At 74.2% G+C, this 24,896-nt stretch carries 18 protein-coding genes; 2 read left to right on the top strand and 16 right to left on the bottom strand.

Annotation, left to right across the window (positions count from 1 at the left end; all coding sequences use genetic code 11):
• Window positions 1–23: 23 nt before the first annotated feature.
• The 3 genes from ACGF5G_RS16765 to ACGF5G_RS16775 form a co-directional block, all read right to left on the bottom strand.
• Complete coding sequence (locus ACGF5G_RS16765) at window positions 24–1,346, bottom strand: aminopeptidase P family protein (RefSeq protein ID WP_393263548.1); 1,323 nt, start codon at window positions 1,344–1,346, stop codon at window positions 24–26.
• Window positions 1,339–2,688 carry an alpha/beta fold hydrolase gene (locus tag ACGF5G_RS16770; protein ID WP_393263550.1) on the bottom strand — a complete coding sequence of 450 codons (1,350 nt, stop codon included), beginning with the start codon at window positions 2,686–2,688 and terminating at the stop codon, window positions 1,339–1,341. The genes ACGF5G_RS16765 and ACGF5G_RS16770 overlap by 8 nt, the downstream gene beginning before the upstream one ends.
• A gap of 231 nt (window positions 2,689–2,919) precedes the next feature.
• On the bottom strand, window positions 2,920–3,546 hold the full coding sequence (locus ACGF5G_RS16775) for a LuxR C-terminal-related transcriptional regulator (protein WP_393263552.1): 627 nt from the start codon (window positions 3,544–3,546) through the stop codon (window positions 2,920–2,922).
• 447 nt (window positions 3,547–3,993) lie between these two features.
• Here ACGF5G_RS16775 and ACGF5G_RS16780 point away from each other — a divergent pair, with 447 nt between their 5' ends.
• Window positions 3,994–7,572 carry a BTAD domain-containing putative transcriptional regulator gene (locus ACGF5G_RS16780; protein WP_393263554.1) on the top strand — a complete coding sequence of 1,193 codons (3,579 nt, stop codon included), beginning with the start codon at window positions 3,994–3,996 and terminating at the stop codon, window positions 7,570–7,572.
• Between the two features lie 109 nt (window positions 7,573–7,681).
• Here ACGF5G_RS16780 and ACGF5G_RS16785 read toward each other — a convergent pair whose 3' ends face one another.
• From ACGF5G_RS16785 to ACGF5G_RS16845, 13 genes are all read right to left on the bottom strand, one after another.
• Window positions 7,682–8,431: a hypothetical protein gene (locus tag ACGF5G_RS16785; protein ID WP_393263556.1), complete on the bottom strand. Its 750-nt coding sequence runs from the start codon at window positions 8,429–8,431 to the stop codon at window positions 7,682–7,684.
• Between the two features lie 13 nt (window positions 8,432–8,444).
• Window positions 8,445–9,857, bottom strand: coding sequence for a hypothetical protein (locus tag ACGF5G_RS16790; protein WP_393263558.1), 1,413 nt, complete (start codon window positions 9,855–9,857; stop codon window positions 8,445–8,447).
• 91 nt (window positions 9,858–9,948) lie between these two features.
• Complete coding sequence (locus tag ACGF5G_RS16795; protein WP_393263559.1) at window positions 9,949–11,022, bottom strand: zinc ribbon domain-containing protein; 1,074 nt, start codon at window positions 11,020–11,022, stop codon at window positions 9,949–9,951.
• Between the two features lie 949 nt (window positions 11,023–11,971).
• Window positions 11,972–12,520: a phage tail protein gene (locus tag ACGF5G_RS16800; RefSeq protein WP_393263561.1), complete on the bottom strand. Its 549-nt coding sequence runs from the start codon at window positions 12,518–12,520 to the stop codon at window positions 11,972–11,974.
• Complete coding sequence (locus ACGF5G_RS16805) at window positions 12,520–14,460, bottom strand: putative baseplate assembly protein (protein WP_393263562.1); 1,941 nt, start codon at window positions 14,458–14,460, stop codon at window positions 12,520–12,522. Before ACGF5G_RS16805 ends, ACGF5G_RS16800 begins: the two co-directional genes overlap by 1 nt.
• Window positions 14,460–14,888: a GPW/gp25 family protein gene (locus tag ACGF5G_RS16810; protein ID WP_393263564.1), complete on the bottom strand. Its 429-nt coding sequence runs from the start codon at window positions 14,886–14,888 to the stop codon at window positions 14,460–14,462. The genes ACGF5G_RS16805 and ACGF5G_RS16810 overlap by 1 nt, the downstream gene beginning before the upstream one ends.
• 8 nt (window positions 14,889–14,896) lie before the next feature.
• A complete protein-coding gene (locus ACGF5G_RS16815) occupies window positions 14,897–16,825 on the bottom strand; it encodes a phage baseplate assembly protein V (protein ID WP_393263566.1) in 1,929 nt (642 codons plus the stop codon).
• Window positions 16,822–17,955, bottom strand: coding sequence for a phage tail protein (locus ACGF5G_RS16820; protein ID WP_393263568.1), 1,134 nt, complete (start codon window positions 17,953–17,955; stop codon window positions 16,822–16,824). The genes ACGF5G_RS16815 and ACGF5G_RS16820 overlap by 4 nt, the downstream gene beginning before the upstream one ends.
• Window positions 17,956–17,998: 43 nt before the next feature.
• On the bottom strand, window positions 17,999–18,484 hold the full coding sequence (locus tag ACGF5G_RS16825; protein WP_393263570.1) for a phage tail protein: 486 nt from the start codon (window positions 18,482–18,484) through the stop codon (window positions 17,999–18,001).
• Window positions 18,485–18,586: 102 nt separating this feature from the next.
• Window positions 18,587–21,526 (bottom strand): DUF4157 domain-containing protein, encoded by a 2,940-nt coding sequence (locus tag ACGF5G_RS16830; RefSeq protein WP_393263572.1) that lies wholly within the window; start codon window positions 21,524–21,526, stop codon window positions 18,587–18,589.
• Between the two features lie 51 nt (window positions 21,527–21,577).
• Complete coding sequence (locus ACGF5G_RS16835; protein WP_393263574.1) at window positions 21,578–21,994, bottom strand: hypothetical protein; 417 nt, start codon at window positions 21,992–21,994, stop codon at window positions 21,578–21,580.
• Complete coding sequence (locus tag ACGF5G_RS16840) at window positions 21,981–22,463, bottom strand: phage tail protein (RefSeq protein ID WP_393263576.1); 483 nt, start codon at window positions 22,461–22,463, stop codon at window positions 21,981–21,983. The genes ACGF5G_RS16835 and ACGF5G_RS16840 overlap by 14 nt, the downstream gene beginning before the upstream one ends.
• A 33-nt stretch (window positions 22,464–22,496) precedes the next feature.
• Window positions 22,497–24,059, bottom strand: coding sequence for a phage tail sheath family protein (locus ACGF5G_RS16845; RefSeq protein ID WP_393263578.1), 1,563 nt, complete (start codon window positions 24,057–24,059; stop codon window positions 22,497–22,499).
• 178 nt (window positions 24,060–24,237) lie between these two features.
• On the opposite strand from ACGF5G_RS16845, the gene ACGF5G_RS16850 reads away from it, so the two are divergent.
• On the top strand, window positions 24,238–24,846 hold the full coding sequence (locus ACGF5G_RS16850; RefSeq protein ID WP_393263580.1) for a Pvc16 family protein: 609 nt from the start codon (window positions 24,238–24,240) through the stop codon (window positions 24,844–24,846).
• Window positions 24,847–24,896: the final 50 nt, after the last annotated feature.

Genomic DNA, 24,896 nt, shown 5'->3' on the forward strand with positions numbered 1-24,896 from the left:
AAAATACACAGTGCAATGTCACATCATCCATGCACGGCCATCCACTTCTCCAGGCCCTCGGCCTCCAGCGGCAGCGCGCTGGACAACACCTCCGGACCGTCGGGCGTGACCAGCAGGTCGTCCTCGATACGCACACCGATCCCACGCAGCTCCGGAGGCACGGTCAGGTCGTGCGGGTGGAAGTACAGTCCGGGCTCGACCGTCAGCACCATGCCGGGCGCCACAGCCGCACCCTGATAGGCCTCCTCCGCGGCTCGGCCGCAGTCGTGCACGTCCAGCCCCAGGTGGTGGCCAATTCCGCACACCAGATAGCGCCGGTGGTGTTGCCCGGTGTCGGACAGCGCCTCGTCCACGGAGACCGGCAACAGCCCCCAGTCCGCCAGGCCCCGCGCGATCACCTCCATCGCCGCGTGGTGGAACTCGGTGAACCGGCGGCCCGGGCCCACCGCCGCCAACCCGGCCCTGTGGGCCTGTTCCACCAGGTCGTGCACCTGCCGCTGCGCCGGCGAGAACCGCCCGGAGGCGGGAAACGTCCGGGTGACATCGGCGGTGTAGTAGCTGTTGACCTCGACCCCCATGTCGAGCAGGAGCACCTCGTCCGGCAGCACCGGGCCGTCGCAGCGCACCCAGTGCAGGGTGGGCGCGTGCCGGCCGCTACCGACGATCGTGGTGTAGCCGGGGCCGTTGCCGTACGCCCGGGCGTACCGGTCGAAGGTGCCCTGCAGCCACCGCTCCCCGGGCCCCGCAATCGCGGTGGGGATCTCCCGGACGACCGCGGCGAAGCCCTCGACGGTGCGGTCCACCGCCTCCCGGAGCTGCCCGATCTCCCACTCGTCCTTGTACATGCGCAACTCGGCGAGGGTCCGCGCGACCTCCTCGTCCCGAGTCACGTCCTCGGTGAGTTCTGCGCGCGGCCGAACCTCGACGTTCAGCGCCCTCGCCCAGTCGGCCAGCCCCGGCGCCGGGCCCACCCACAACTCGCCGTAGCGGGCGTCGGCGAAGAAGCCAGGGTCACCGGGCTGGGCCGGCGGCGGCAGGTAGAGAGTGGCGTCGCCGCCGCGCAACACCACGACGGCGTTCTCGACCGAGCAGCCGGTCGTCCAGAAGAAGTCACTGTCCGGACGGAAGTCGTAGCTCGTGTCGTTGCTGCGTACGGGCGCCTCCCCGGCCGCCAACACGACAGTCCGGCCCGGGAGGGCCTCGGCCAGGCGGGCCCGGTGGGCGGCAGCCGCCTCGGCGGTGCCGGGCACGACCGACGGGGTGCGGTCGGGCACGTCCCAGCCCGTCGTCATGTACTCCGTGAACGCCGCGACCTCGGACAGCTTCGGCGGCCTGCCATCACGCAACGGAAATTCCCTCCTGCCGTGGAGCGGACGAGCTCGGGTCGGATCCGTCGATGTCGCGGACTCCTCCGCCCACCTCGTTGATCATCTCGGTCAGCCGGGCGAAGACCCGGTCGTCCTCGCGTAGGCCGTCGTGTTCGTACTCGTTGGTGATCCAGGTCCGGACGTTGCCCACCCGGGACGCCGTGTCCAGTTGCAGACCCGCGTCCACGTACATGTCGTCGTGGTAGACGGCGGCCACCACCGGGATCTCGTTGCCGGCCAGCCGGTCGAGGTCGTAGAGCGGTGGCCACTCGTCCCGGACCGCCAGCGCTTCCACGGCGTCGCGAAACGGACGCAGCTCGGCGATCTCCTGGAACATCCAGGGGTAGACCATCTCACCGGTGAACAGCAGCGGCCTGGTCTCCTCGGCGAACTGCGGATGCCTCTCCCGCTCCGCCTGGGCCGCCCAGCCGGTGGCAGCGGCGCCATGTCCGTAGATGCTCTCGTGCAGGGCCGCGAAGAGCGGGTTGTCACTGTACGCCGTCCTGGCCAGCACCTGGTGCAGGAACGTCGCCGACAGCTCGTCCCCGGAGAACGCCTCGTCGAGCAGCCAGTGCATGCGCTCGTATCCGGGCTTCATGCCGAGGTCGATGCCGAGCGACTGCAACCGGCGGACCGTCAGCACATCGCCGCCGGGCAGCAACACGTCGCCTTCGGCCAGCCGATCGGCGATCCGACCCACCTGCGCGACCTGGTGCGGGTACCGCCGGTAGAACTCCCTGTTCTTCGCCTCCACTCGCGGGTAGGTACGCCGGTAGACCTCCGCCGCCGACGGGTCGAGACCGGGCAGGCCACCGGTGACGTAGCAGGCGCTCAAGCCCTCCGGAGCCTTCGACAGGTACGTCAGGGTGACGAAGCCGCCGTACGACTGCCCGAGGGTGGACCAGCGCCCGCCGCCGAAGACGGACTTCCGCAGGTGCTCGTGGTCGGCCACGATCGAGTCAGCCCGGAAGCACGCGAGGAAGCGGGCAGCCTCCTCCGCCGTCGCGAACGCGCTCATCCGGCGGCCGTCGACGCGGGTGCTGCGGCCAGTGCCACGCTGGTCGACCAGGACCACGCGGTGATCGCGCAGGGCCAGGCCGAGCCAGCCGGACCGGGTGAGCGGACGGGGCCCCTTCCCGCCCGGTCCGCCCTGCAGGTAGACCAGGCACGGCAGGTCCTCCCCGGCCCGGGTGGGATCGACGATCTCACGGGCGAAGACCTGGATGTCGCCGCGCGTCGGGTCAGACCAATCCAGCGGCACCTCGCTGACGTGGTCCCGGATGCGCATGCCAGGGATCGTGTAGGTCGCGGTGACGGTCATCGGCACCCTCCTCTCGCCGCCGCGGCCGGCTGAGCCGCTGTCGCCCTCGCGGCACCGAACACGATCACCACCTGCTGCGGGCACGCACGCCTGGACCCATCAGTAAGGTGTGCCATTGCACTGATCGTAGGTGGAGATCCGGTATCTGCCAAGCCGGACGCCCGTACGGCCCCCACCAAACCGGGCACCGCCGGAGACGCTCCCTCGGAACCAACGGCGCCATACGCACAGTCAGATCAGGCCCTCGCGCACCGCGTACGCCACCGCGTGGGTGCGGTTGCGCAGCTGGAACCGCGTGGTGATGTCGTGCAGCACGTTCTTGACGGTCCGCTCGGAGTAGCTGAGCCGGGTGGCCACCTCCCGGGTGTCCATCCCGTCGGCGACCAGCCGCAGCACCTGGCTCTCCCGGTGGGACAGCCCGTTGACGTCGATGCCGCGCGGGGCGAGCACCGTCTGCTGCAACCGGGTGACCTGCTTGACCAGCCGGCCGAGCACTTCCGGCGGCATCGCGGCACCCCCGGAGGCGGTGCTGACGACGAGCTGCGCCAGCCGGTGACTGGTCGCCTCGGCCCGTGAGGCGAGGGCGCGTACCCCCAGCTCCACGGCGGGGATCAGGGCCGTGTCCGACTCGACGGCGGCGACCAGCACGAAGCGCCGGCAGCCCAGCCGGCGGACCGCCCGGATCAGGTCCAGTGCCTCCTGGTCGAGCGTGTCGGCGGCGACCACGCCGACGGTCTCGGCGGTGATCCGATCCTCGGGGACGACCTCGATCTCCATCCGCCCGCGCAGGGCCGCGGTGATGCCGGCCGTGGAGATCGGGTCGGGGGTACGAATGTGTGCCTGCGCACGTCCGGTCATGACGGTTCCTTAGCCTGTGGGGTCGAACGAGCATCGGGGGTACGCGACACGGTCGCCGGGTTGCGGGCCGGCCGTCGGGTCGCGGAGTGGCGGTGTCTCGGGTGACGGGCGGGACCAGCCGGCGGTGGTGATCCGACCCGGCCTAAACGGTAGAGAACCCGGTGGCCCGGGGACTGGCGGCGCACTGGACGCGACCGGACGGCGGTCCTGTCCATCGCCTCCCTGTCGAGCTGCGGAGTTGCCCGTCCGGGCAACGACGGGCTGGACGGGCACCGGCAGAAACCGGCAGAACGGTTACCCGGGCGGATGGTCCACGCTCCGTGCTCGGTCCGTCTACGCTCCACTGTGGTTACTGGCCGGTTTCGCTGGATCACCTGACCCCGAACCGCCAGGATCACGTGTCGGTGGTGGCCGGCCGAGCCGCGGGGGCGAACAGGGGACCGGAAGATGGCGGAGAACGGCGCCGAGCTGAGGCTCCGGCGGTTGCGCGCCGGGCTGACCCAGGAGGAGTTGGCCCGTCGGGCGGGGATCAGCGTCCGGGCGGTACGGGACATCGAACAGGGTCGGGTACGCACTCCCCGCCCGGAGTCACTGCGCCGCATCGCCGAGGCCGTCGGCCCGCCCGACCCGGAGCCACCCGGCCCGGAGCCGCCCGGCGGGACGGGGTCGCTACGCATCGGCGTGCTCGGTCCGTTGACCCTGCGGGTGGGCGCGGAGCCGGTCGCGCTGGGCTCGGGACGGCAGCGGATGCTGCTCGGTCTGCTCGCCCTGCATCCGGAGACGACCGTCTCCCGGCAGGAGATCGTCGACGTCCTCTGGGGCCACGATCCGCCGGACAGCTGCCTGAACCTGGTGCACACCTACGTGGCCCGGCTCCGCCGGGCGCTCGCCCACCCCGGCGGCGGGACGAGCGGCGGCAGGGCGAACGGCATTGCCGGGGCGGGCGGGAGCGGTGGGGCGACCAGCGGCGGCGGCACGACGATCGTGCACGCCGGTGGCGGCTACCAGCTGCGCGTCGGCCCCCGGCAGCTCGACCTGACCCGGTTCACCGCCCTGATCGGTCGGGCCGAGGGCAGTGTGGCCGGTGACCTGCCGAGCCTGGACCGCCTGGCCGAGGCGCTGGCCCTGTGGCGGGGACCGGTCCTGACCGACCTCGGGCCCGGCCTGGCCCAGCATCCGACCGCCGCCGCCCTGAACCGCCGCCGGATCGCCACCGCCGTCACGTACGCCACGCTCGCCGTGGAGCTGGGCCTGCCGGACCGGGCGGTCCGCGAGCTCAGCGCGGTGGCCAGCCACGAGCCGCTGCACGAGCAGGTGCACGCCCGACTGATGCTCGCCCTCGCCGCCTGCGGCCAGCAGGCCCGGGCGCTGACCCTGCATCGGAAACTACGGGACCGCCTCGCCGACCAGCTCGGGGTGGAGCCCGGCCCGGAACTGCGCGAGGCGCAGCTACGCATCCTCCGGCAGGATCTGCCGGTGATCGTGCCTCGGGCCGGGACGGCCGCCTCGGCTCCGCCCCGGCCGGTCGAGCCGGCACCGCCCCGGATGCCCGGCCACCGGCCGCCGGCCCAACTGCCGGCCGACGTCGCGCACTTCACCGGCCGGAGCAGCCAGATGGCCGCACTCGACACCCTGCTGGCCGCGTCGACCGGCGCCAGCGGGCCGGTCGTCGTCGCCACGATCACGGGCATGGCCGGGGTGGGCAAGACCGCTCTGGCGGTGCACTGGGCCCACCGGGTGCGGCAGCACTTCCCGGACGGGCAGCTCTACGTCAACCTGCGGGGCTACTCGACGGCCAACCCGGTCCGCGAGGGCGAGGCGCTCGCCGGGTTCCTGCACGCGCTGGGCGTGCCGGCCGAGCAGATCCCGGTCGACCCGGGCCAGGCCGCCGCGCTGCTGCGTACCCTGCTCGACGGCCGCCGGATGCTCCTGGTGCTCGACAACGCGGCGAGCGCCGACCAGGTCCGACCGCTGCTGCCCGGCACCCCCGGCTGCCTGGCACTGGTCACCAGCCGGGACCGGCTCAGTGGGCTGGTCGCGATCGACGGCGCGCGCCGCATCGCCCTCGACGTGCTCACCGGGGCCGAGGCCAGCGCCCTGCTGACCCGGATCATCCCTGCCGACCAGGTGGCCGCCGCCCCGGCCGAGATCGCCGAGCTGGCGGAGGTGTGCGCCCGGTTGCCGCTGGCACTGCGGATCGCCGCCGCCGACCTCATCGATCATCCGGGTCGGCCGATCAGCGCGCACACCGCCCGGCTCAGCGCCGGCAACCAGCTCGCCGGGCTGCGGGTCGAGGGGGACGACCAGGCCGCCGTCCGGGCGGCCTTCGACCTGTCGTACGCGGCGCTGCCCCCCTCGACCCGCCGGCTCTTCCGGTTGCTCGGGCCGGCTCCCGGGGCGGACGTGACCGCGCCGGCGGCCGCCGCCGTCGCCGCGGTCGACGAGGCCACGGCCGCGCGGGAGCTGGACCGGCTCGCCGCCGCACACCTGGTGCAGCAGCCCCGCACCGGCCGGTACACCTTCCACGACCTGCTGCGGATCTACGCGGTGGAGCGGGCCACCGCCGAGGACCCGGCACCGAAGCTGCGCGCGGCGAACCGGCGGCTCTACGCCTGGTGCCAGCGACGCACCGAGGCCGCCGCGGCAGCGATCTACCCGCAGATGGTGCGCCTGCCGTCGAGCAGGCACCTCGGCACCGACGACGCGGCGGGGTTCGCCTCGGCCGGCGAGGCGATGGCCTGGCTGGAGGCGGAGCGCACCAACCTGGTCCGGGTCGTCGCGCACGCCGCCGAGCACGCGGACCCGGCCGCCTGGCGCGTCCCCGACGCGCTGCGCGGGTACTACCAGTTCCGCCCACACAGCGACGGCTTCCTGGCGGCGACCCACGCGCTGCGCGCCGCGCAGACCGCCGGCGACGAGGCGGGCGAGGCCGCGAGCCGGCTGGGACTGGCCAGCCTGCACCTACGCCGCAGCGAGTACCGGGTGGGCCTGGAACACGCCACCGCGATGATCGACGCGGCCATCCGGGCGGACTGGCCCGAAGGGCTGGCGGCGGCGTACGGCACCTGCGGGTTGATGCACCTGCGGGCCGGGCGGCTGGCCGACGCGGCGGAGCTGACCCGACGGGCGGTGGAGATCCACGAACGGCTCGGCGGAGCCGAGCGGTTGAGCACCAGTCTCGGCAACCTCGGGGTCATCTACCGCGACATGGGTCGGCTACGCGAATCCGAGGAGGTCTTCCGGCAGGGGCTGGCGCTGACCCGGCGTACCGGCATGCGGATGAACACGGGAATCAGCCTGAGCAACCTCGGGGACGTCGAGTACGCCCTCGGCCGGTACGACGATGCCCTGGCCCACCTCGGCGAGGCCCTGGAGGTGAGCCGGGAGACCGGTTACCGGCCGACGGAGGTGGAGAGCCTGCGGCGACTGGCCGCGCTGCACGTGCACGCGGACGACCTGGCTCGGGCGGCCGAACTGGCCGAGGCCGCACTGGCCCTGGCCGAGCTGGTCGGCGACCCGCCCCAGCAGGCCGCCGCCCGCAACGTGCTGGGCATGGTGCACCTGCGGCGGGGAGACGGCGACGCCGCGGTGACGGAGCACCGGCGGGCGCTGGCGCTGGCCCGGGCCAGCGGTGCCCACGGTGAACAGGCGGAATCGCTGATCGGACTGGCCGAGGTGCACCGACGGACCGATCCGACGGAGGCGCTCGCTGTGGCGGGGCAGGCGTGGGAGGTGGCCCGGGCCGCCGGGTACCGGGTCTGGGTGGGCCACGCCCTGGTCACCAGGGCCGAGGCGCTGAGCGGCCGGGACCCGGTAGCGGCGGTACGGACGGCCCGCGACGCGCTGGCGACGCACCGGGAGACAGGCCATCTCCTCGGCCGGTTGCGCAGCCTGCGGCTGCTCGCCGGGATCGGCCCGGTCGCCGGCCTCACCGCCGCCGAGCAGACGGCGTACCGGCGGGAGGCCGACCGGCTCGACGGCCTCGGCCGGTGGGGGCCCGCCGGCCGGCCGCCCGGCGTCGGGTGACGCGGGACGGCCGGCGCGGTGCCGAGCCGGTGGGGCTGGCCGGTGGGATCAGCCGACGCGGGTCGGTGAAACCGGTCGGCGGTCCACCCGGGCGTCCCGGAGCGCCCCCTCAGACCAGGTCGAACTCGCGGGCCAGGTACTGGAACCTCTCGACGGTGAGCACGGTGGCCAGGATCAGTTCGTCCTCGGCCGAGAGGTCGTCCACCTCGTCGTCGAGCACCTTGGCGAGGACCTGCCGGGCGGCGTCCGGGTCGACGTGGGTCAGCGGCTCCTGCCGCGTGAGGTCCGGCTGGTCGGCGGTTCCGGTCTCCGGGTCGAACACGGCGGTCGGGTCGTACTCCGCCGCCGGGTGGTGGCCGCCGGACGGGTCGAGCCCGGTGTCGTGGTCGTGGGGCGTCCACTGCTCCCGCCCGGTGGTCCACTGGTCGTGCTCGACCCACTGGTCCTGCCCGGTCCACTGGTCCTGCTCCGACCACTGGTCCTGTTCGTCGTCGGACTGTTCGTCGGCCTCCGGGTCCTGGTAGGCGGCGAGGGTCCAGGTCTGCACCACCCTGTCGATCACGCGCGCCATGTCCGCCGCCGGTTCGCCCAGCTCGTCCACGGCGAAGATCTCGACCGGGGGCACGGAGCTGGCGTACTGGTAGACGGTGTCGTAGAAGTCGGCCAGCCACTCGTTGTGCTGGTACCAGTCCAGGTCGCCCCAGTTCTCGCCGAGCAGGCCGGGCAGCAGCTCCCAGCTCGTCTCCGGCTGCCCGGCGAGGATCCGGCCGACGCTCACCGCCGTCCAGTTCAGGTAGAGGTACGCGTCCTCCAGGCTCGCCGGCCCGGTGGGGTCGAAGGTCTCCGGGTAGTTGCTCATCTCGACTCCCCTGTCAGGCCGTCACGGTGAAGTACTTGTTGCTGTCCTCGTCGAGCAGGCGCAGCACCGGATTGCCGGACTGGTCGACGCCGAGCCGGAAGTTGCCGGTGTCGTCGTGGGACTGGGACTTGCCGACCGAACCCGCGTGCTGGGCCCGCCAGGTGATCTTCACCTGGGCCCCGACCTGACCGTTGACCTCCTCGACCCGTGCGCCGAACCGCAGGGTCGACGTCTCGTGGAAGCGGTTCTTGATCGCCTTGATGTCGTACTTGGTCCCGTCCTCGCCGACCACGAGTGGATCCCCCGCCACGGTGTCCAGCACGGTGAGCGACACGTCCTGGAAGCTGGCGTACCGGACCCCGTTCTGCTGGACGACCTGGCGGTGGCCGGCCTGGTCCGGATCGGTGAAGTAGTGGACCAGGGTGTAGCGGAGCAGCAGCAGCACCCTGATCTTGGTGCGGACCTGGCTGCCCAGCACGGCACCGTTGCGGATGTACTCCAGCCGCATCGCCCCCTGGCGGCCGTTCTGGCCCGTCCGGGCCACCACCCCGTTGGCGGCGGCGCTGTCGACGGTGAGCGTGTCCGGGCCGCTGAGCTGGTCGAATCCGATCACCCGCAGGCTGTCGTGCTCGTGCGCGGCGAGCGCGTGCGCGGCCTGCCAGGCGCTCCGGGTGATCCGGGTGGCGGCGAGCAGGGACACCCGGCCGGCCGGGGCGTCGGCCGCGCCGATCAGGCTCGGCCGGTTGTGCACCCGTCCGCTGAGCGGCGTGATGCGGAAGTGCTTCTCGGTACGCCCCTCACCGGGGGCGATCTCCAGCAGGCCGTTGCTGTGCACCAGGAACGCGCCGACGTCGTTGTGGTTCAGCGCGAGCGTGGCCCCCATGACGGTCTTGGCCTGGTGCTGGACCCGGTAGTTGATCCGGAAGTGCGGCAGCCCGCTGGTGATCGGCGTGGTGTCGAAGACGAGGCTGCCGACCTCGTTGAACTTGTTGAACGGGTTCCGGCCCCGGCCGGTGGCCATCAGCGAGATGCTCAGCCCCGAGATGCCCCACATCGGGTAGTCGGCGAGCGCGTCCAGGTGGCGGGTCTTCAGGTGCTGGCCGGCCTTCGGCACGTAGTCGAAGGTGGTGAACCGCACCAGCAGTTCCACGCAGACCCGTTTCCGGTCGGTCACGCCGACCTTGCCCCGGCGCAGGTAGCGCAGCCAGTACACGTGGTCCACGGACTGGCTGCCCCGCACCATGACGACCTGTTTGTCCCCGAGTGGGTTCGGTGAGGCCAGCATGTCCAGCGGCATCTCCTTCTCGAAGCGGGCGTCGTTGAAGCCGGTGACCTGGAACAGACCTTCGGTCAGTCCCCGTGCCTGGCCGGTGACGAACCCGGTCAGGCCGGCGGTGGTGTTCAGTACGATGGCTGCCTCTGCCACGGACGTACCTCCGTCTCAGGTGGACCGCCGGACGGGTGACCGACGGGGGTGGTCGGGGTGGTGGCGCGGTGGACCGCGCGGCCGGGGAGCGTCACTCCCGGGCGAAGAACTCGAGTTCGCTGACGGCCACGTCGGTGCCCTTCTCCGCCCGGTACACGTCGGTGACCTGGATCTGCACGCTGGTGACTCCCTTGGCGGCGGTCAGCGTGAGGGTCTGCGGCTCGCCGGTGTCCTGCACGGTCAGCGTGTCCGAGCGGTTGGTGGACCAGACCAGGTGCAACTTCGCCGGCCGGTGCGAGGCGGTGTAGTCCTCCGCCGTCCCGGCGGTGACGATGAGCCGTTCCAGGTCGACCTCGGCGCCGAAGCGCAGGGTCACCGTGGGCGGCTGTTCGGCGTCCCAGCGGACCTGCCAGTGCGTGTTGCGGTACTGGTCGACGGTGAGGTTCGGGCCGTGCTCGGCGACCGACGCGCTGCCGGTCACCTCCACCGGCCGGGCCGCCACGAACCGGGGGTTGAGCTTCCGGTCGACCCAGGTGCGGGCGTCGCGCACCGGCGGCACCACGACCGCGTTCACCCGTTCCCGCAGCGGCGGATGGATCAGGTACGCGACACCGAGCGCGAAGAGCAGCACCGCGGCGACCGCGTTCGCCCGCTGGTAGACGCGATGGAGCACACCGACGACGCCACCGCCGCCCGAGCCGCCGCCCGGGGTGCCGGGACGGGTGCCCGCCGCTGCGACCTTCGGGCCGCGCCGGGGCAGTAGCCGTTGCCACCACCGGCGGCGGACCACCTCGGCGGTACGCAGCGAGTCGCCGCAGCGGCTGCAGAACCGGCGGGTCGGCGGGTTGCCCTCACCGCACTCGCCGCAGATCAGGTCACCCGGTTCCAGCCGGCGGGTGGGAGCGCGTCGGCCGGTCGTGGCCGTCCGGGGCCGGACCGGCTGGGGCGTCACCTCCTCCGGTTCGGAGCCGACCAAACCACCGGCACGGGGCCGCCCGGACGTCCGGCCGGTGGTCGTCCGCCCGGCCTGGCTGGCCGGGTCCTCCTCGGTCGCCACCAGTGGGCTGGTGTGCGGCGCGGCGAGCGCGCGCCGGGGACGCGGCGCCGGGACGGGCTCCTCGTCCGGATCGTCGGCCCGGTCCGCCCCGTCAGTCGGTTCTGGCACGGCCGACGCGACGGCGGCCACCTCGACCGCGTCGACCGGTTCGTGCTCCGGGTCCGATCCGGCCGGCCGGGACAGCCCGGCACGCCCGGCAGCGGTCCCGGACCCTCCAGCGCTCCCGGGTTCGCCGGAGGCAGGCCGCGCCGGGCCGGACGGTGGTCCGTCGGGCACGCCGGGCCGGGTGCCGGCGGGGCGCTCGACCGGTCGGGGCAACCGTGCGTTGGCCACCCCCGGTGGCGGTGGGGGCAGGCGGCGCGGCGGCCCACCCGTACCCGGCGGCCTCGCGCCCACGCCCGGCGGGCCAGCCGGTGCGGAACGAAGCCCCGGGACCGCACCACCACCGGCGCCGGAAGGGCCCGGACGAGCGCCCGGAACGTCCGCGCCGCCGGTCCCCGGCGGACCGGGACGGACAGCCGGGGTCGCTGGGCCACCGGTTCCCGGTGCCGGGATCCCCGACGGCACCGCCCTCGGGCCGACGGTGCCGGGTCCGGGGCGACGTGAAACCGCCGGGCCGGTGCCGGGCGGGCCGGGACGCACGCCCGGGGGCGTTGCGGGTCCGCCCCCTCCCGGCGGACCGGGACGGGACACCCCGGGCGGGCCGGGACGGAGACCGGGCGGCGCACCCGGGCGGCCGGTGCTGGGTGGGCCCGGTCGGGTCCCGCCGGGTCCACCCGGCGACCCCGGGGGACCGCCCAGCCCGGGACGGGCCCCCGGTCCCCGGGCGGAGCCGTCCGAGACCCGGACCACGCCCTGGTCGACCGGGGAACCGCCCGGGGCCGGCGCGATCACGCCGGCGATGCGTTGCAGCAGGGTCGGACGCAGGCGCTGCTCCGGCTCCGGCTCGGGATCGGGCTCCACGGTGACCTTCGGCGTGGTCTTCTCGCCGGTCCACTCGAGAAAGCTCCCGCAGGAACCGCAGAAGGTGTCCGCGTCACCGTTGTGGTTGCCGCACTCACGACAGACGGTCACGGCCGAGCACCTCCAGGGTCGTCGCGACGTGGGCCGGCACGGCCGCGCGGATCAACTCCTCCAGGGCGTACCGGGCGACCCGGTCGGGTTCGGCCGCCCGGACGCGGACGTGCAGCCGGGCCGGCGGGACCGGCCCGGTGTGCGATCGCGGGTGGGTCGACCAGGAGACCTCGGCCGAGTCCACGACCTCCACCTCGCCGTCGGTGGCCAGCTCCAGCAGCATTCGGAGCCCGCGCGCGGTGCCCCGTAGCCGGTGCGCCGCGGCCGCGTTGGCGACCATTGCGCGCTGCCGTTCGACCGGCCAGTTCTCGTCCAGGTGCGCACCGACCCACTCGCCGAGCCAGAGCAGGAAGTCCGGCGGCGTCAGCCACGGATCGAGGTACGCGTCGAGGCAGTCCAGGGTGGAGACCCCCGGGGCGACCACCTGGTCCAGGGCCGCTGTCCAGCGGACCAGCAGGTCGTCCTCCTGCAACAGGGCGGGTAGGAACCCGGCGACCGGGTACGGCATCCGCACGTCGACCAGGCCGCGCATCAGTGCTCCTCCACTCGGAGCTGGTGGTCGAAGGAGAAGACGAGGCTGTCCGGCTCCAGGTCGACCCGGCCCGCCTCGGCACCCCGTTCCCCGGTCACCGGGTTGGCGGTGAACAGCCTCAGGTCCTCCACCAGCTCCACGCCCCGGACCCGTTGCAGCACGGCGAAGAGTTCCCCGGCCTGCACCGGGCGGCCGAAGGGCCAGCCCAGCCCGTCCGGGCCGCCGCCGGCCAGCGGGCTGAGGAAGCCGTACAGGGCGGCCAGGCCGTCCTCGCGGACCCGGTCGACGCGGACCCGGGGCCGGGCGACCACCCGGGCCACCACGGTCACCCCCCGGTAGCGGGGCGGCTCGACGACCGCCCGGGTACCGATCAGCCGGGTGGCGTCCAGCCGCTCGGCCACCCGGGTCAGACTGGCCTCGGCCGGGATCAGGTCCTCCAGCCGCAGCCGGCCCCGGTCGGTCGGGGCCGCCGGCACCACCAGGATCCGGGCCACCGGCGGGCCGCCGCCGTCGCTCGGTACGCAGCGCACCCGGGCCAGTTCGGGGGCCGCCTCGCGGGCGAGCACCTCGTGGTCCTCGGCGGTGACCGCGCGGTCCCGGCTGCGCAGCGTCAGCGGGCCCCGGCGGCGGGCCTCGTCCAGGGTCTCGCCGTCCACGCCGCCGCTGGCCGGGTGGCGGTTCTCCACTCCGGCGACGTACGGGACGCTGGTGCGTAGCGCGCGGACCGCGCTGGCGGCGACGTTGCCCCGGCTGCCACCGCCGACCGCGTAGCGGCGCAGCCGCAGCCGACTGCCCCGGGGCGGCACGGCACCGTGGCGGCGCAGCGTGCCGTCGGGCTGCCGGACCGCCGGGCCGAGCACGACCTCCCCGGCCACCCCGTCGAGCAGGAAGTGCCGGTCGTCCGGGCCGCTGGCGGCGAAGTGGCGAACCGGGGTCCATGGCTGCCAGCCGTCGTCGGAGCTGACCTCGAGCACCGGGTCGCCGAGGTTGGTCAGCACCGGTCGGCGGGACAGCGGGAAACGTTGGCCGGGCACCCCCTCCGAGTCGCCGAGTTCCTCGTCGTCGACCAGGTCGGCGTGCACCGCCTCGGTGGTGCCGCCCACGGTGTTGGCGGCCAGGCCGAGGATCACCGGGGTGGCGCGGTAGGCCGGCTGGCCCTCCTCGGGCTCCACCACCCGGGCGCGCAGCCAGCCGGCGAGGACGCCGTCGACCAGGGTGGCCTGGTGTCCCTCGGGTACGTGCAGCAGGAGCGCCCCGGGCCGGTTGAGCGCGCCGGTCTCGTCCAGGCTGACCTCGCACTCCCGCCAGCCGTCGGCGACCCACGCCTCCCAGCGCAGCGGCGGATGCTGCGGGTTGACCCCGACGCCGTCCACCCGGCCCTCGAACTCCAGCCGCACCGCGCAGCCACCGACCGGCCGGTCCAGGCCGACCAGCAGTTCGTCGCCCGGCCGGGGTACGGCGGAGAACGCGGCCACCGGGCCGCCGAGTTCCAGGGCGGCGGTCTGGTCGGTGGTCCCGTCGGCGGTGCGGACGCGTAACCGGGTCAGGGCGCAGGGCGGCACGGTGAGGTCGGCCAGGGTGGTGAAGACCAGCGGGTCGTCGCCGTCGGCGACGGTGACCGCCCGGGTGCCCGCCGGGACGACCTGGATGGCCCGGGCCGGCGTGGAGAGCCAGAACGTCAACGACGTCCGGGCTGCGGTGGGCGGCACCAGGCGCACCCCGATCAGCTCCAGGAACTTCACGTAGAGCCGGTCGGGCACCCGGTTGAGCCGGTAGATGAGCTGGTCGGTCAGGGACGCGAAGGTCTCGATCAGGGTCACGCCGGGGTCGGCCGGGTGCAGGTCGGTCCACTCCGGGCAGCGGTCGGCGATCAGCCGACGCGCGTCGGCGACCAGGTCGTCGTAGGTACGGTCGTCGAGGGCGGGGACCGGCAGCGCCATCAGTTCGGCACCTCCGCCCCGGCCGGGGCCTCGCCACCGGGCAACGTCCGCAGGTCGAGCTGGAGGCTGTGCGGATCCTCGGTGCCGCGGACCCGGTAGCGGATGTCGATGTGCAGCAGCCCGTCGCCGCCGGCCGGGTCGTCGGTGACGGCGACCTCGTCGATCTCGGCCCGGGGTTCCCACCGTTCCAGCGCGGTACGGATCTCCACCGCGACCGCGCGGCGGGTCGCGGCGGTGGCCGGCTCGAAGACGAAGTCCCGCAGCCGGGAGCCGAACTCCGGCCGCATCGGGCGTTCGCCCGGGTAGGTCGCCAGGATCACGTGCATCGCCTGCTCGAGCAGGGCGGCCCCGCTGACCGTGGCGAGCCCGCCGTGGGGCTGGACGCGCAGGGGAAAGGCACACCCGGTGCCGATGACGTCGGCCTGCATGGCACTCCTCAGTTGAGCTGGATGGGTTTGCCCTTGATGGCGGTCGCCGCGGTGCCGCTGATGTTGATCTGCGTACCGTCGATGTCGACCGTCTTGGCCTTGAGCTTCAGGCTGGTGCCGCCGTCGAGGGTCATGCTGCCGCCGGGTCCGGCCTTGATCTCCACGGCGGTCTGCCCGGTGCACTCGATGACCAGCTTCCCGGGCCGGTCGGGGGCGCAGCGCAGGGTCACCTCCCCGGTCACCTGGTCCATGGCGAGGGCGAGCTTGTCGCCCTTGGTGCCGAGGACCACGTTCGCTGCGGTGGGCCGGCCCTTGCCGCCGGGCGGTACCTCGTCGTGGAAGACCAGGCGGTTGCCGGACGGCGAGAGCAGCCCGCGCCGGATCACCGAGCCGGTCTGGCCGACCGACTTGACGCCGCTGGTGCCCGGTTTCGTCGACGAGGTCTGTGCGCCGTCCAGGCCGTACCCGGTGTGCCGGCTGGGCAGGCTGCCCAGCACGTACGGGCGGCGTACGTCGCCGAACTCGAAGGCCACCAGCACCTGGTCGCCCGGCTCGGGTACGAAGAACGCCCCGGCGACCGGACCGGCGAAGAGCTGTCCGACCGGCGCCCAGTCGGTCTCGTGGTCCGGCGACAGCCAGGGCAGGGCGAGCTTCACCCGGCCCAGGTTCCGCGGGTCCCGGACGTTGCTGACCACCCCGCAGACCACCCCGTCGATCCGACCCGACCCGGTTCCGCCGCCGGTGTCGTCGGTGCCGGTGAGGCCGAGCAGCGACCGGTCCTGGGTGCCGCCGACGGTGAACTCGGTCCGGTACCCGTCGGTGGTCTCGTCGAAGACGTGCCGGGCGGCGCTGAGCGTCCAGGTGCCGGCGAACGGCGCCGGTACCCCGTCCACCCGGATCGCCCGGCCGGCGACCAGCCGAGCGTCGCCGAGCGTCTCCCCCTCGGCCTCGGCGAACGAGCCACCGAGGCCGGCCGCCAGGCTCGCCGCCACCTCCCGGACCGCGCCGTCGGCCCGGTCTGGGACGGGCAGGCCCCGGCCGACCAGGACGTGCGCCCGGGGGCCCGGGGGCGGCCCGACGTCACCGACAGCGCTGTTGCCGGCACGCGGGGCCGGGGCGGTGCGGGGCACGAAGGCGTCGGCGGCAGCGGCCGGGGTCCGGCCCGCGCCCAGGTTCACCCCGTCGGCGGTGGTCGCGGTACGGCTGGCGACCACCGTCGCCGCGACCGGGTCCCAGGCCCGCACCTCGACCTCGGGGGCGAGGTTGCCGGCGGTGACCCGGGGCAGGAAACGGCGCAGGTTGCCCCGGAAGGTCAGCGGCAGCGGGGTGCCGGCCCGGCGGGCGGCGGTGGCCCGCCGGAAGTGGAACCGGTCGCCGTCGGCGCCGACCTCGTAGCCGAGTTCCCGGGCCCGGCCGGTGAGGAACTCCCAGTCGGTCTGGTCGACCTGGGCGAGATGGGCCAGCGTGCCGCCGGTGGCGTCGATGGTGCCGACGGTGAGCTTGGCGGCGGTGGCGACCTGGCGGGCGATGTCGGAGTCGGACTGGTTGAGGAAGGTACGGGTCCGGCGGACCCGGTGCAACCGGTGGTCGTGGGTGTAGCCGCGCACCACCACGTACGCGGTGAGGTCGACGAAGCGGCCCTCCAGGGCGGTCACCTCGCCGCTGATCAGCCGGTGCTCGGCCGAGCCGTCCTGGGTGGGGCCGAAGACCTGCACCGCCGTGCCGAGCTGGAGACCGGCCCGGGTGAGCACGTCACCGTCCAGGTCGGCGAAGGTCAACTCGAACATGTCCGGCAGCCACTGCTGGGTGTCCACCACCAGCCGGACGAGACCGGCGGCGACCGGTGCCGGCAGGTCCCGACCGGCCGCGCCGGTGGTGACCCGGGGGCGCAGGGCGGTCGCACCCCAGAGCAGGTGGCGCCGGTCGACGCCGCTCATCGCCGCGCCCCCGGCGTCGGCACTGCCCCGCCACGGGTCTGGGCCCGGAGCGGGTCGTCGATGCCGCTCGCCGCGGCCCGTTGCCGCCACTGCGCCGGGTCGGTCCACACCGAGCGGGGCGGCGCGGGGGCACCGGGCTGCCGGGGGAAGATCTCCCCCTTGAACACGACCAGGTCCAGGGTGGCCTGGGCCCGGATCGGCTGCCCGTCCCCGTCGAACCGGGTGAGGTTGACGTTCAGCGTGCTCAGCTTGACCGTCATGGAGAGCTTGCCCCAGGTGAAGGTGAGATCGGGCAGGGCGGCCTCGCTGGCGGTGCCGTTCCGGTCCTCGGTCCCGGAGAAGGCGATCAGCTTCTGCACGTCCTGCGCGACGTCGGGCCCGACCAGGAGCACCTCCCCCGCCGACACCCGCAGCGCGGTGTCCGAGGCGATCACCAGGCCCTTGCCCTGCCCGACGAGCTGGCTGGCCCGGGAGGATCGGGTGATGTTCATCTTGGTCGGGTTGTAGGCGAAGGTGACCGTGCCGTCCGCCGGCGACGACAGCGAGGCCGTCGCCGCCCGGGCCTGGAGGTCGGGGAAGAAGCCCTCGTGCACCAGTTCCAGGCGCTCCACCGCCACCTGGTTGGTGTCGGCGGAGAGGTCCGGTCCGGACCACGAGGACGGGCGTACGCCGTAGAGCAGCCAACTGTCGACCGGTTTGCCGTCGGCGTCGAGCAGGGTGATCCGGGCGGTGGTCCGGGTGTCGTCGCCGGTGCCGTCCCGCCAGGAGCCCAGGACGTCGACCAGCCAGCGCCGCAACCGCGCGGAGTGCTCCCGGTGGACGGCCCGTTCCAGCACGATCGGCGGGTAGCTGACCTCGCCCGGCAGGTGGTACTGGCCGACGTGGTCCCCGCTCACCCGGACCACCTCCGGCTTGAAGTCGGCCCGCAGGCCCCGGCAGGAGCGCCAGAGGCCGAGTTGGACGCCGCCGATGGTCACCTGGAACCGCATGGCGAGGCCGAGCTTGTCGGTCCGCCGGACCCCGGGTCCGCTGCGGAACAACTGCGCCAGGCCGCCGGAGGCCAGCCCCTGCGCGGTCTGGTTCGGGTCGCCCAGCATCCCGCCGAGCTGCCCCGCGGAGATCGTCGCCATCACTGCTCCGTTCTTGGTCTGGCTGCGGTGGTGGAGGGCCGGGTCAGAGCGAGAACGAGACGTCGTCGTCGAGGAAGCCGGTGTGGGCCAACTCCAGGGTCTCCACGGCGACCCCGGCCCGACTCGGGTCGAGTTCGGACACCGACCAGCCGACCGGGAAGAAGTGCTTCAACTCCCAGCCGACGATCTTGATGCCGAGGCTGTCGACGAGCTGGATGCTGCCGCTGAGCGGCTGGTACCGCCGGGCCTGCTGGCAGAGCCACTCCTGCACCACCTGGGAGTCGAAGCAGACCGCCCGGCTGAGTCGGATCCGGCTGTAGGTCGGCGCGCCCACGAAGGTGTGGACGTCGTTGCTGTCCCCGGCGCGGTACTCGCAGACCTGCCAGGTCACGCCGAGCCCGGAGACCCGGGACCAGGAGCCGAGGTTGTAGCGCTCGTCGTCGATGACCACCAGGTACCGGTGGTTGACCCCGGTGACCTCGAAGAAGCCGCCCATGAACCGGGCCGCGGTGGAGAGACCGCCCGCCATCGTTCCGTACCTCCTCGTCGTCTGCGTCGTCGTGCTGGTGGGTCGCGCGTTTCCGGTCCGGGTGTTCCTGTGTCGGGTGTTCCACGGTCGGGCGTCGTCGGGTCAGGGAAACCGGGCCAGTCGTCCGCCGCGTTCCCGGTCGACCAGCAGTTCCTGTCGGAGCCGGCCGCGCAGCCGTCCGTAGAGGCGTCCGGCCAGTTCCTCCAGGTCGTCCGCGTTGTCCAGGTCCACCGTCCGCCCCGGCAGCCGGTCACCGAGCCAGGACCGCAGGAACGTGGTGTCCCGGTCGAGGCGAGCCGTGGCGGCCTCCTCCCGCTCCGTCGCGGTACGCAGCTCCTCACGGAGTCGCTCCACCGCGTCGCGGACCTCGGCGAGGCGGCCGGCACTGCGGTCGAACGCGGGCGGGGCGGTCGCGGCGGCCACCTCGGCCCGTAGCGCCGCCAGGGTCGTCTCCGGCATGGGCTCGGGCGACCCGGCCTGCTCGGCCCCTTCCTGCCGGTTCACCTCGGCCCGCACCAGGTCGCGCAGGTCGGCCAGGGCGTCGGCCGAACCCCCCACGGGTGCCCGTTGGACCGGGTGACCCGTCGGGGCCGGGCCGACGGGACCGGCCCGCCAGGTCAGCCCGCCGTCAGGCGTCGCCCCCCAGGTGCCCCCGGCGGACGTCGAGGCCGGTCCGGCGGGGACGGCCACCAGCGGCACCGTCGGGGCCAGCGGGCCCACTCCGTTCGGCGTGGATCCGTCGCCGAAGGCGTACTCGGCGGCCAGGGCACGTGCCTCCAGGTCACGTCCGGCGGCCGTCGACTCCGCCGGGGCCGTCCCGCCGAGCACGCGCTGCTGCACGACGTGGGCCAGCTCGTGGGCGAGCAGGGCCCGGGCGGGCGGCGCGTCGAGCGGGCCGGCGTCCGCCGGCAACAGGACCTCGCCGTCGCGGGTGGCGGCACGGGCACCGGCCTGCCGTACCTCGGCGGTGGCCTCGGGGCCGCGCCGGACCGGCACGTCCGAGACGTCGACGCCGTATCGGCGGCGGAACCCGTCCACCAGTACGGCGGGCACCGGCTCGCCGGTAGGCCCCTCAGCCGGTGCGGCCGGGAGCACCCGGGACGGCGGGTCCGGGTACCCCAGCGGCACGGCCGGTGGGTGCCCCGGCCGGGCGGGCGGCTCGTTGTCCGGCGGAGCACCACCGGTCAGGTCGTTTCGCGATCTGCGTTCCGGCGTCGCTGGCGCCCCGTCGATCCCGGCCACCGGAGACGACCGACGGAACGGACCGCCCGCAGTGGACGGCACGGCTGTTCCGGACGCGATCCGGTCGTCCGTGGCCGGTGCCGGTCCGGTGCCGGGTGCCGGCACCGGCCACGGGTCCGCGACCACCGGCGTACCGATGGCGGGCCCGGTCGGGGACGCCGGGCGCCACGGGGGCGGGGTGGACGTGCCCGGGGTGGACACGCCCGACGTCGGCTCCGTCCCGGTGGGACGCGGATCGGCGTACCCCGCGACGCCGGGTGGGGCCGGAAGCTGTGGGGCACCGGCGATCGGCTCCCCCGCGTCGCCGGGCACCGCGCCGCTGGTGGGCACCGGACGGCTGACCAGCGGTGCGTCGCCGCGGTCCTGCTCAGGGGTCGCCGGATCAGGGCCGGTGACCGACACCGCACCGCCGACCGGCGGTGGACCGGGTGGTTGGGCCGGGAGTTCCGTGCGGACGACCGATGCCGGCACCCCGGTCGTGACGGGTGGCACCGGCGCCGGCCTTTCCCCGGTGCCGACTGACGAGGTGTCCGTACGCCGGGTCAGGAACCGGGCCGGCGACAGCGCAGCTTGGTCACCCGCCGGACGTACGGCGGCCCCACCCCGCGTCGCGGCGACCGGGCCACCTCCCGACGGGTCGTCCGGTCCGGCGGTCGACCCGCTTCGCTCCACCCGCCGCGTGACCGGTGCGGTCGGCCGGTCGGGGCGGTGCGTGGCCGGCCCGACCGGCTCGTCGCGGCGGTGCGGGGCCGGGCTGGCCGAGGCGGCGGGGCTGTGTGCGGACAGTCCGGTCGGGTCGTCGGAGCGGTGCGCGGGCGGGTCGGTCGGCGACACGGGCGGCGGGTCGTCAGCCGGGTGCGGGGCGGTGTTCGTCGCGGGTACTGCTGCCGGGCGGTCCACCGGGGCGCTCGCCGCGCCCACCGGCCTTACCTCCGGCGTGGGGGTGACCGACGTGTCCTCCCCCGCCCGAGCCGGACGGGGCGGTGTGCGCCGGGCGGACCGGGCACGGGAGACCACCTCGACCGGGCGGACCACCCGGCCGTCCGCCGGTGCCGAGCCGGCACCGAACTGTTCGCTGTCGGGCGGCGGATCGGTGGCACGCGGTGCGGTCTCGCCCCGCTGTCGCACGGCCCCCGGCGTGCCGGCCGTGCGGGCCGCCTCCGCCGCCCGGGTGGCCTCCGCCGCGAGGTGGACGTCCTCGAAACCGGGGGGTGGCCAGACGGGCGCGATCGGCAGTCCGGCAGCGGCGAACCGGGCGGCGGTCCGGGTTGCCGCCTCGTCCCGCCCGGCCGGGCCACCGTCGCGCGCCGGCCCGGTGGCCGGGCCCAGGTCGGGCTTCGAGCCGCTGGCCGGGTCCAGCTGGTGCCCCAGGCCGGTGCCGGGGTCCAGGTCGTCGTTTCCGGTCCCGTGGGTGGCTGCCGGGACGACCGGCACCAGCGTGCGGGACGCGTCCACCCGGCGGTCGGTGGACTCGGTCAGCAGCGGTGCGACGACGGGCCCGGCGGACCGGAGGACGGCGGTGGCGCCGGCGGAGAAGGCCGGCCCGGACGACGGGACACCCGCCACCACCGGGGGCGGGGTGAGCGTGACCATGGCCGGGACGGGTGCCACGGTCAGCAGCGGCGCGGCGGCTCCGGCCCACTCCCGAGCGGGGTACGCCGACGCAGTCAGCGGCCCGGGCACCCGCGCCGGCGGGGCGGCCGCCAGCGACGACCGTCCCCCGGCGGGCGGCACCGACGCCGGGACGGACGCCTCGGCGGCCGGCTGGAACAACCGGCGGGGCCGGAGGGACCAGGCCATCCCCCACCTCCTCAGTCAGATCAGGGCCGGTTCGTGGTCGGGACGGCTGGGTCAGGCTCCCGCCGGCAAGGCGCCGGCCAGGTCCACCGCGAACTCGTCCCCGCAGTGCGGGCAGGTGACCTCCGCGGCGGTGTGCCCCTGCTGGTTGACCCGCCGGTAGAGGTCCTGCAGGAAGGCCAGGTCGGAGGCGAAGAGCCGCTCGATCACCGTGGTGTCGACCGGCTGCACCGCACCGATCCGGGTCACCGTCCGGGCCAGCAGCAACACGGTGAGGTACGCCGGGTTCTGCCGTACCCGGGGATCGCCCTGGGGATGGATCTCGTCGCGGGCCGTGGCGAGCCGCAGGACGCCCTGCCGGTGCACCGCGCCCCGGTCGTCGACCAGCCCACGGGGCAGCACGAACGGGAACTCGGTCCGCAGGCCCGCCGCCGGTCCGGCGGCGGGCTCGGCGAGGTCAGATCCGCGCATTGAAGTCGAACAGGTCGTCGCACATCAGCGTGACCGTCTGGTAGACGATGTCGGTCGAGCCGGCCTTGACCCCGCTGACCTCCACCTTCGCCGGCCAGGCGTTGGTCATCATGTAGGTCAGCCGGGCGTCGCCGTTGAGGTCGTCACCGGGCCCGTAGAGCTTCAGTGCGCAGTCCCGGTACGCGTCGTACATCAGGTTGCGCACCTTCTGGTGCCAGAGCCAGAGGTCACCGTTGAGGTCGAGTCCCCGCTTGAGGGTCACCGTCGGCGGCTTGGTCCGGCCGAAGTGCCGGGAGAAGATCGGCCCGGTGGGACCGGCGGCCATGTACTCGGCGTTCTCCACCTCGCTGCTGATGCCGACCAGCTCGGCGAAGTTGACCGCGTTCATGCCCGGCACCTCCAGCCGGAACACGGCGGCACTGATGATCTCGGTGTTCTGGCGCGGGTCCTGGGTACCCTGACCTGCCATGGTCGTCCTTCCTGGTTACGTCGTCGCTCGGGGTCAGTCGTCGCCCGCGCCGTGCGAGAGCTGGGAGAGGCGGAACACCACGAACTCGGCCGGCTTGACCGGTGCGATGCCGATGTCGACGGTGAGGATCCCGGCGTCGAGGTTCTCCGGCGGGTTGTTCTCCGCGTCGCACTTGACGAAGAACGCCTCGGACCAGGTGTCGCCCATCAGGGCGCCGCTGCGCCACACCCGGCGGAGGAACATCGTGATGACCCGGCGCACCGCGTCCCAGAGCCGGGGATCGTTGGGCTCGAAGACCACCCAGTTGGTGCCGAGCAGGATGGACTTCTCGATCCAGTTGAACAGCCGCCGGACGTTGAGGTAGCGCCACTCGGCGTCGCTGGAGAGCGTACGGGCGCCCCAGATCCGGATGCCCTGGCCGGGGAAGGACCGGATGCAGTTGACCCCGATCGGGTTGAGCTGGTCGTGCTCGCCCTTGGTCAGGCCGCTCTCCAGGCCGAGCGCGCCCCGGATGATCTCGTTGGCCGGTGCCTTGTGCACGCCCCGGGTGTCGTCGTTGCGGGCCCACACACCGGCGACGTGGCCGCTCGGCGGCATGAACACCGCCCGCCCCTGCGCCGGGTCCATGACCTTGATCCAGGGCCAGTAGAGGGTCGCGTACTTGGAGTCGTAGCCGGCGACGTCCTGCCGCCACTCCTTGAGGCGCTGCGGGTGCAGCCCGGGCGGCGGGTCGAGGATGGCCACCCGGTCGCCCATCAGCTCGCAGTGCGCGATCATCGCGAGCTGGACGGCCCTGAACGCCTCGTCGTCGATGACCCCGCGCTGGTGGGCGGCGGCCAGATCCGGCACGCTGAGCATGGTGACGTCCTCGATCGCCTCCAGGCCGGCGAAGCCGGTCCGGTCGCTGACGTCCCCGACGTAGTCCTCGGCGCGCACCCGCAGGTCGCCGTCGACGGTGGTGGTGTCCGGCAGTGCCGCAGCGGCGAGGGCGACCTCGGCACCGCGTCGAGGCGGGGCGAGCGTCGTGCCCTTGGCCTCCTCGATCTGGATCAGCTTCGACTGCTGGCGGACGACGGTGACCACGTTGCCGGCACCCCGGCGGGTGGTCAGGTTGTCCAGCGTCTCGACCGGCTTGCCGGCCCGCTTCACCACGAGCTTGAAGGTGTCGTCGCCGCCGTCGGAGGCGTCGGTGACCTCGACCGAGAGGTCCTGCCCGGCCGGGCCGGGCAGGGCGGCGCGAACGGTGAAGGAGAGCTTCCCGTTGTCCCCGCCGGCCGGCACCGCCGCGGTGGCGTACGCCCCGTCGCCGCCCGCCGCCCCGGTGTCGCCGTCGGAGCCACCCACCCGGACGACGTACGCGGAACCGCCGCCGTTGAGGAAGTATCCGTAGACCGACAGGGGCAGGAACGCCCCGGCAACGAAGCCGCCGAAGGTGCGGGTGTACTGCGACCAGTTGGTGATCAGGGTGGGCTCGTTGACCGGCCCCCTCTCGGCGAAGCCGACGAACGCGGCGACGGCGGTCCCGACCGCCTCGATCGGCCTCGACCCGGAGGACACCTCCTCCACGTAGACGCCCGGCGACAGATACGTCGGCATCGAACCTCCTGTACGACGGTGTGTTGCGGCGAGCATGCCAACGGCGCCGGGCCGGATCCGTTGCCCGCCGGACCGCCACGGGGGTAGGCCGCACTGCCCCGAAGGGCAACGGATCCGCCCCATCGGCCTGCCCGGCCGCCGAGCGCGGGGCCGCCCCGCCGACCGGCAGGGTGGGTGGGTGATCTGGGATGTCGACCTGTCGGTCCGGGCCTGGCTGGGCAGCTACCTGCCGCCGGGGGTGCCCGTGGTCTTCGACCCGCCGGACCGCTGCGCGCAGCTGGACGGCGAGCGGGTCTCGGCCTTCCTGCTCGACGTGGAGGAGGACTCCAGTGGCGTCTCCGCCAGCTGGGACGACCTGCGCGACGCCACCGGCCAGGTGACCGGGCGCCGCCCGCCGGGGCGGCGCTACCGGTTCAGCTACCTGCTCACCGCCTGGGGACCGGACACCGAGCGGGAACACCGTCTCCTCGGCGACCTGCTGGTCGGCTGCGCGGGTTGCACCGCGCTGCCCGTCCGTTTCCTCGTCGGGGCACTGGCGCGGGCGAACCAGTCCGTGGTGGTGCGCAGCGCCCCCCGCCGCGAGGGGGACGCCGGGTCGGCGTGGCTGCCGCACGGCGGCGCCGCCCGCACCGGCCTGCACCTGCAACTGCTCGTCCCGTACGTGCCGGAGGCGACGACCGACCTGGCGCCGGCACCGCGCGAGGTGAGCGTCAGCGCCGGACGGCACGACGACACCCCCGGGGCCCGCGCCGCCCGCCGCCCCGGACGGATCAGCGAACCCGGCTGAGCGTCGAGCGGATCAGGGTGGGCCCGGTCCGCACCGGGCACCCGACACGG

Origin of the sequence: Micromonospora sp. NPDC047730 (genome assembly GCF_043204765.1) — a bacterium.
Taxonomy (GTDB): domain Bacteria; phylum Actinomycetota; class Actinomycetes; order Mycobacteriales; family Micromonosporaceae; genus Micromonospora.

Bases quoted from the DNA above. Each gene is read 5' to 3' on its own strand.
- ACGF5G_RS16830 (WP_393263572.1), bottom strand. From the start codon at position 21,526: ATGGCCTGGTCCCTCCGGCCCCGCCGGTTGTTCCAGCCGGCCGCCGAG.
- ACGF5G_RS16775 (WP_393263552.1), bottom strand. From the start codon at position 3,546: ATGACCGGACGTGCGCAGGCACACATTCGTACCCCCGACCCGATCTCC.
- ACGF5G_RS16825 (WP_393263570.1), bottom strand. From the start codon at position 18,484: ATGGCGGGCGGTCTCTCCACCGCGGCCCGGTTCATGGGCGGCTTCTTC.
- ACGF5G_RS16815 (WP_393263566.1), bottom strand. From the start codon at position 16,825: ATGAGCGGCGTCGACCGGCGCCACCTGCTCTGGGGTGCGACCGCCCTG.
- ACGF5G_RS16820 (WP_393263568.1), bottom strand. From the start codon at position 17,955: ATGGCGACGATCTCCGCGGGGCAGCTCGGCGGGATGCTGGGCGACCCG.
- ACGF5G_RS16835 (WP_393263574.1), bottom strand. From the start codon at position 21,994: ATGCGCGGATCTGACCTCGCCGAGCCCGCCGCCGGACCGGCGGCGGGC.
- ACGF5G_RS16805 (WP_393263562.1), bottom strand. From the start codon at position 14,460: ATGGCGCTGCCGGTCCCCGCCCTCGACGACCGTACCTACGACGACCTG.
- ACGF5G_RS16800 (WP_393263561.1), bottom strand. From the start codon at position 12,520: ATGCGCGGCCTGGTCGACGTGCGGATGCCGTACCCGGTCGCCGGGTTC.
- ACGF5G_RS16810 (WP_393263564.1), bottom strand. From the start codon at position 14,888: ATGCAGGCCGACGTCATCGGCACCGGGTGTGCCTTTCCCCTGCGCGTC.
- ACGF5G_RS16840 (WP_393263576.1), bottom strand. From the start codon at position 22,463: ATGGCAGGTCAGGGTACCCAGGACCCGCGCCAGAACACCGAGATCATC.
- ACGF5G_RS16785 (WP_393263556.1), bottom strand. From the start codon at position 8,431: ATGAGCAACTACCCGGAGACCTTCGACCCCACCGGGCCGGCGAGCCTG.
- ACGF5G_RS16780 (WP_393263554.1), top strand. From the start codon at position 3,994: ATGGCGGAGAACGGCGCCGAGCTGAGGCTCCGGCGGTTGCGCGCCGGG.
- ACGF5G_RS16770 (WP_393263550.1), bottom strand. From the start codon at position 2,688: ATGACCGTCACCGCGACCTACACGATCCCTGGCATGCGCATCCGGGAC.
- ACGF5G_RS16845 (WP_393263578.1), bottom strand. From the start codon at position 24,059: ATGCCGACGTATCTGTCGCCGGGCGTCTACGTGGAGGAGGTGTCCTCC.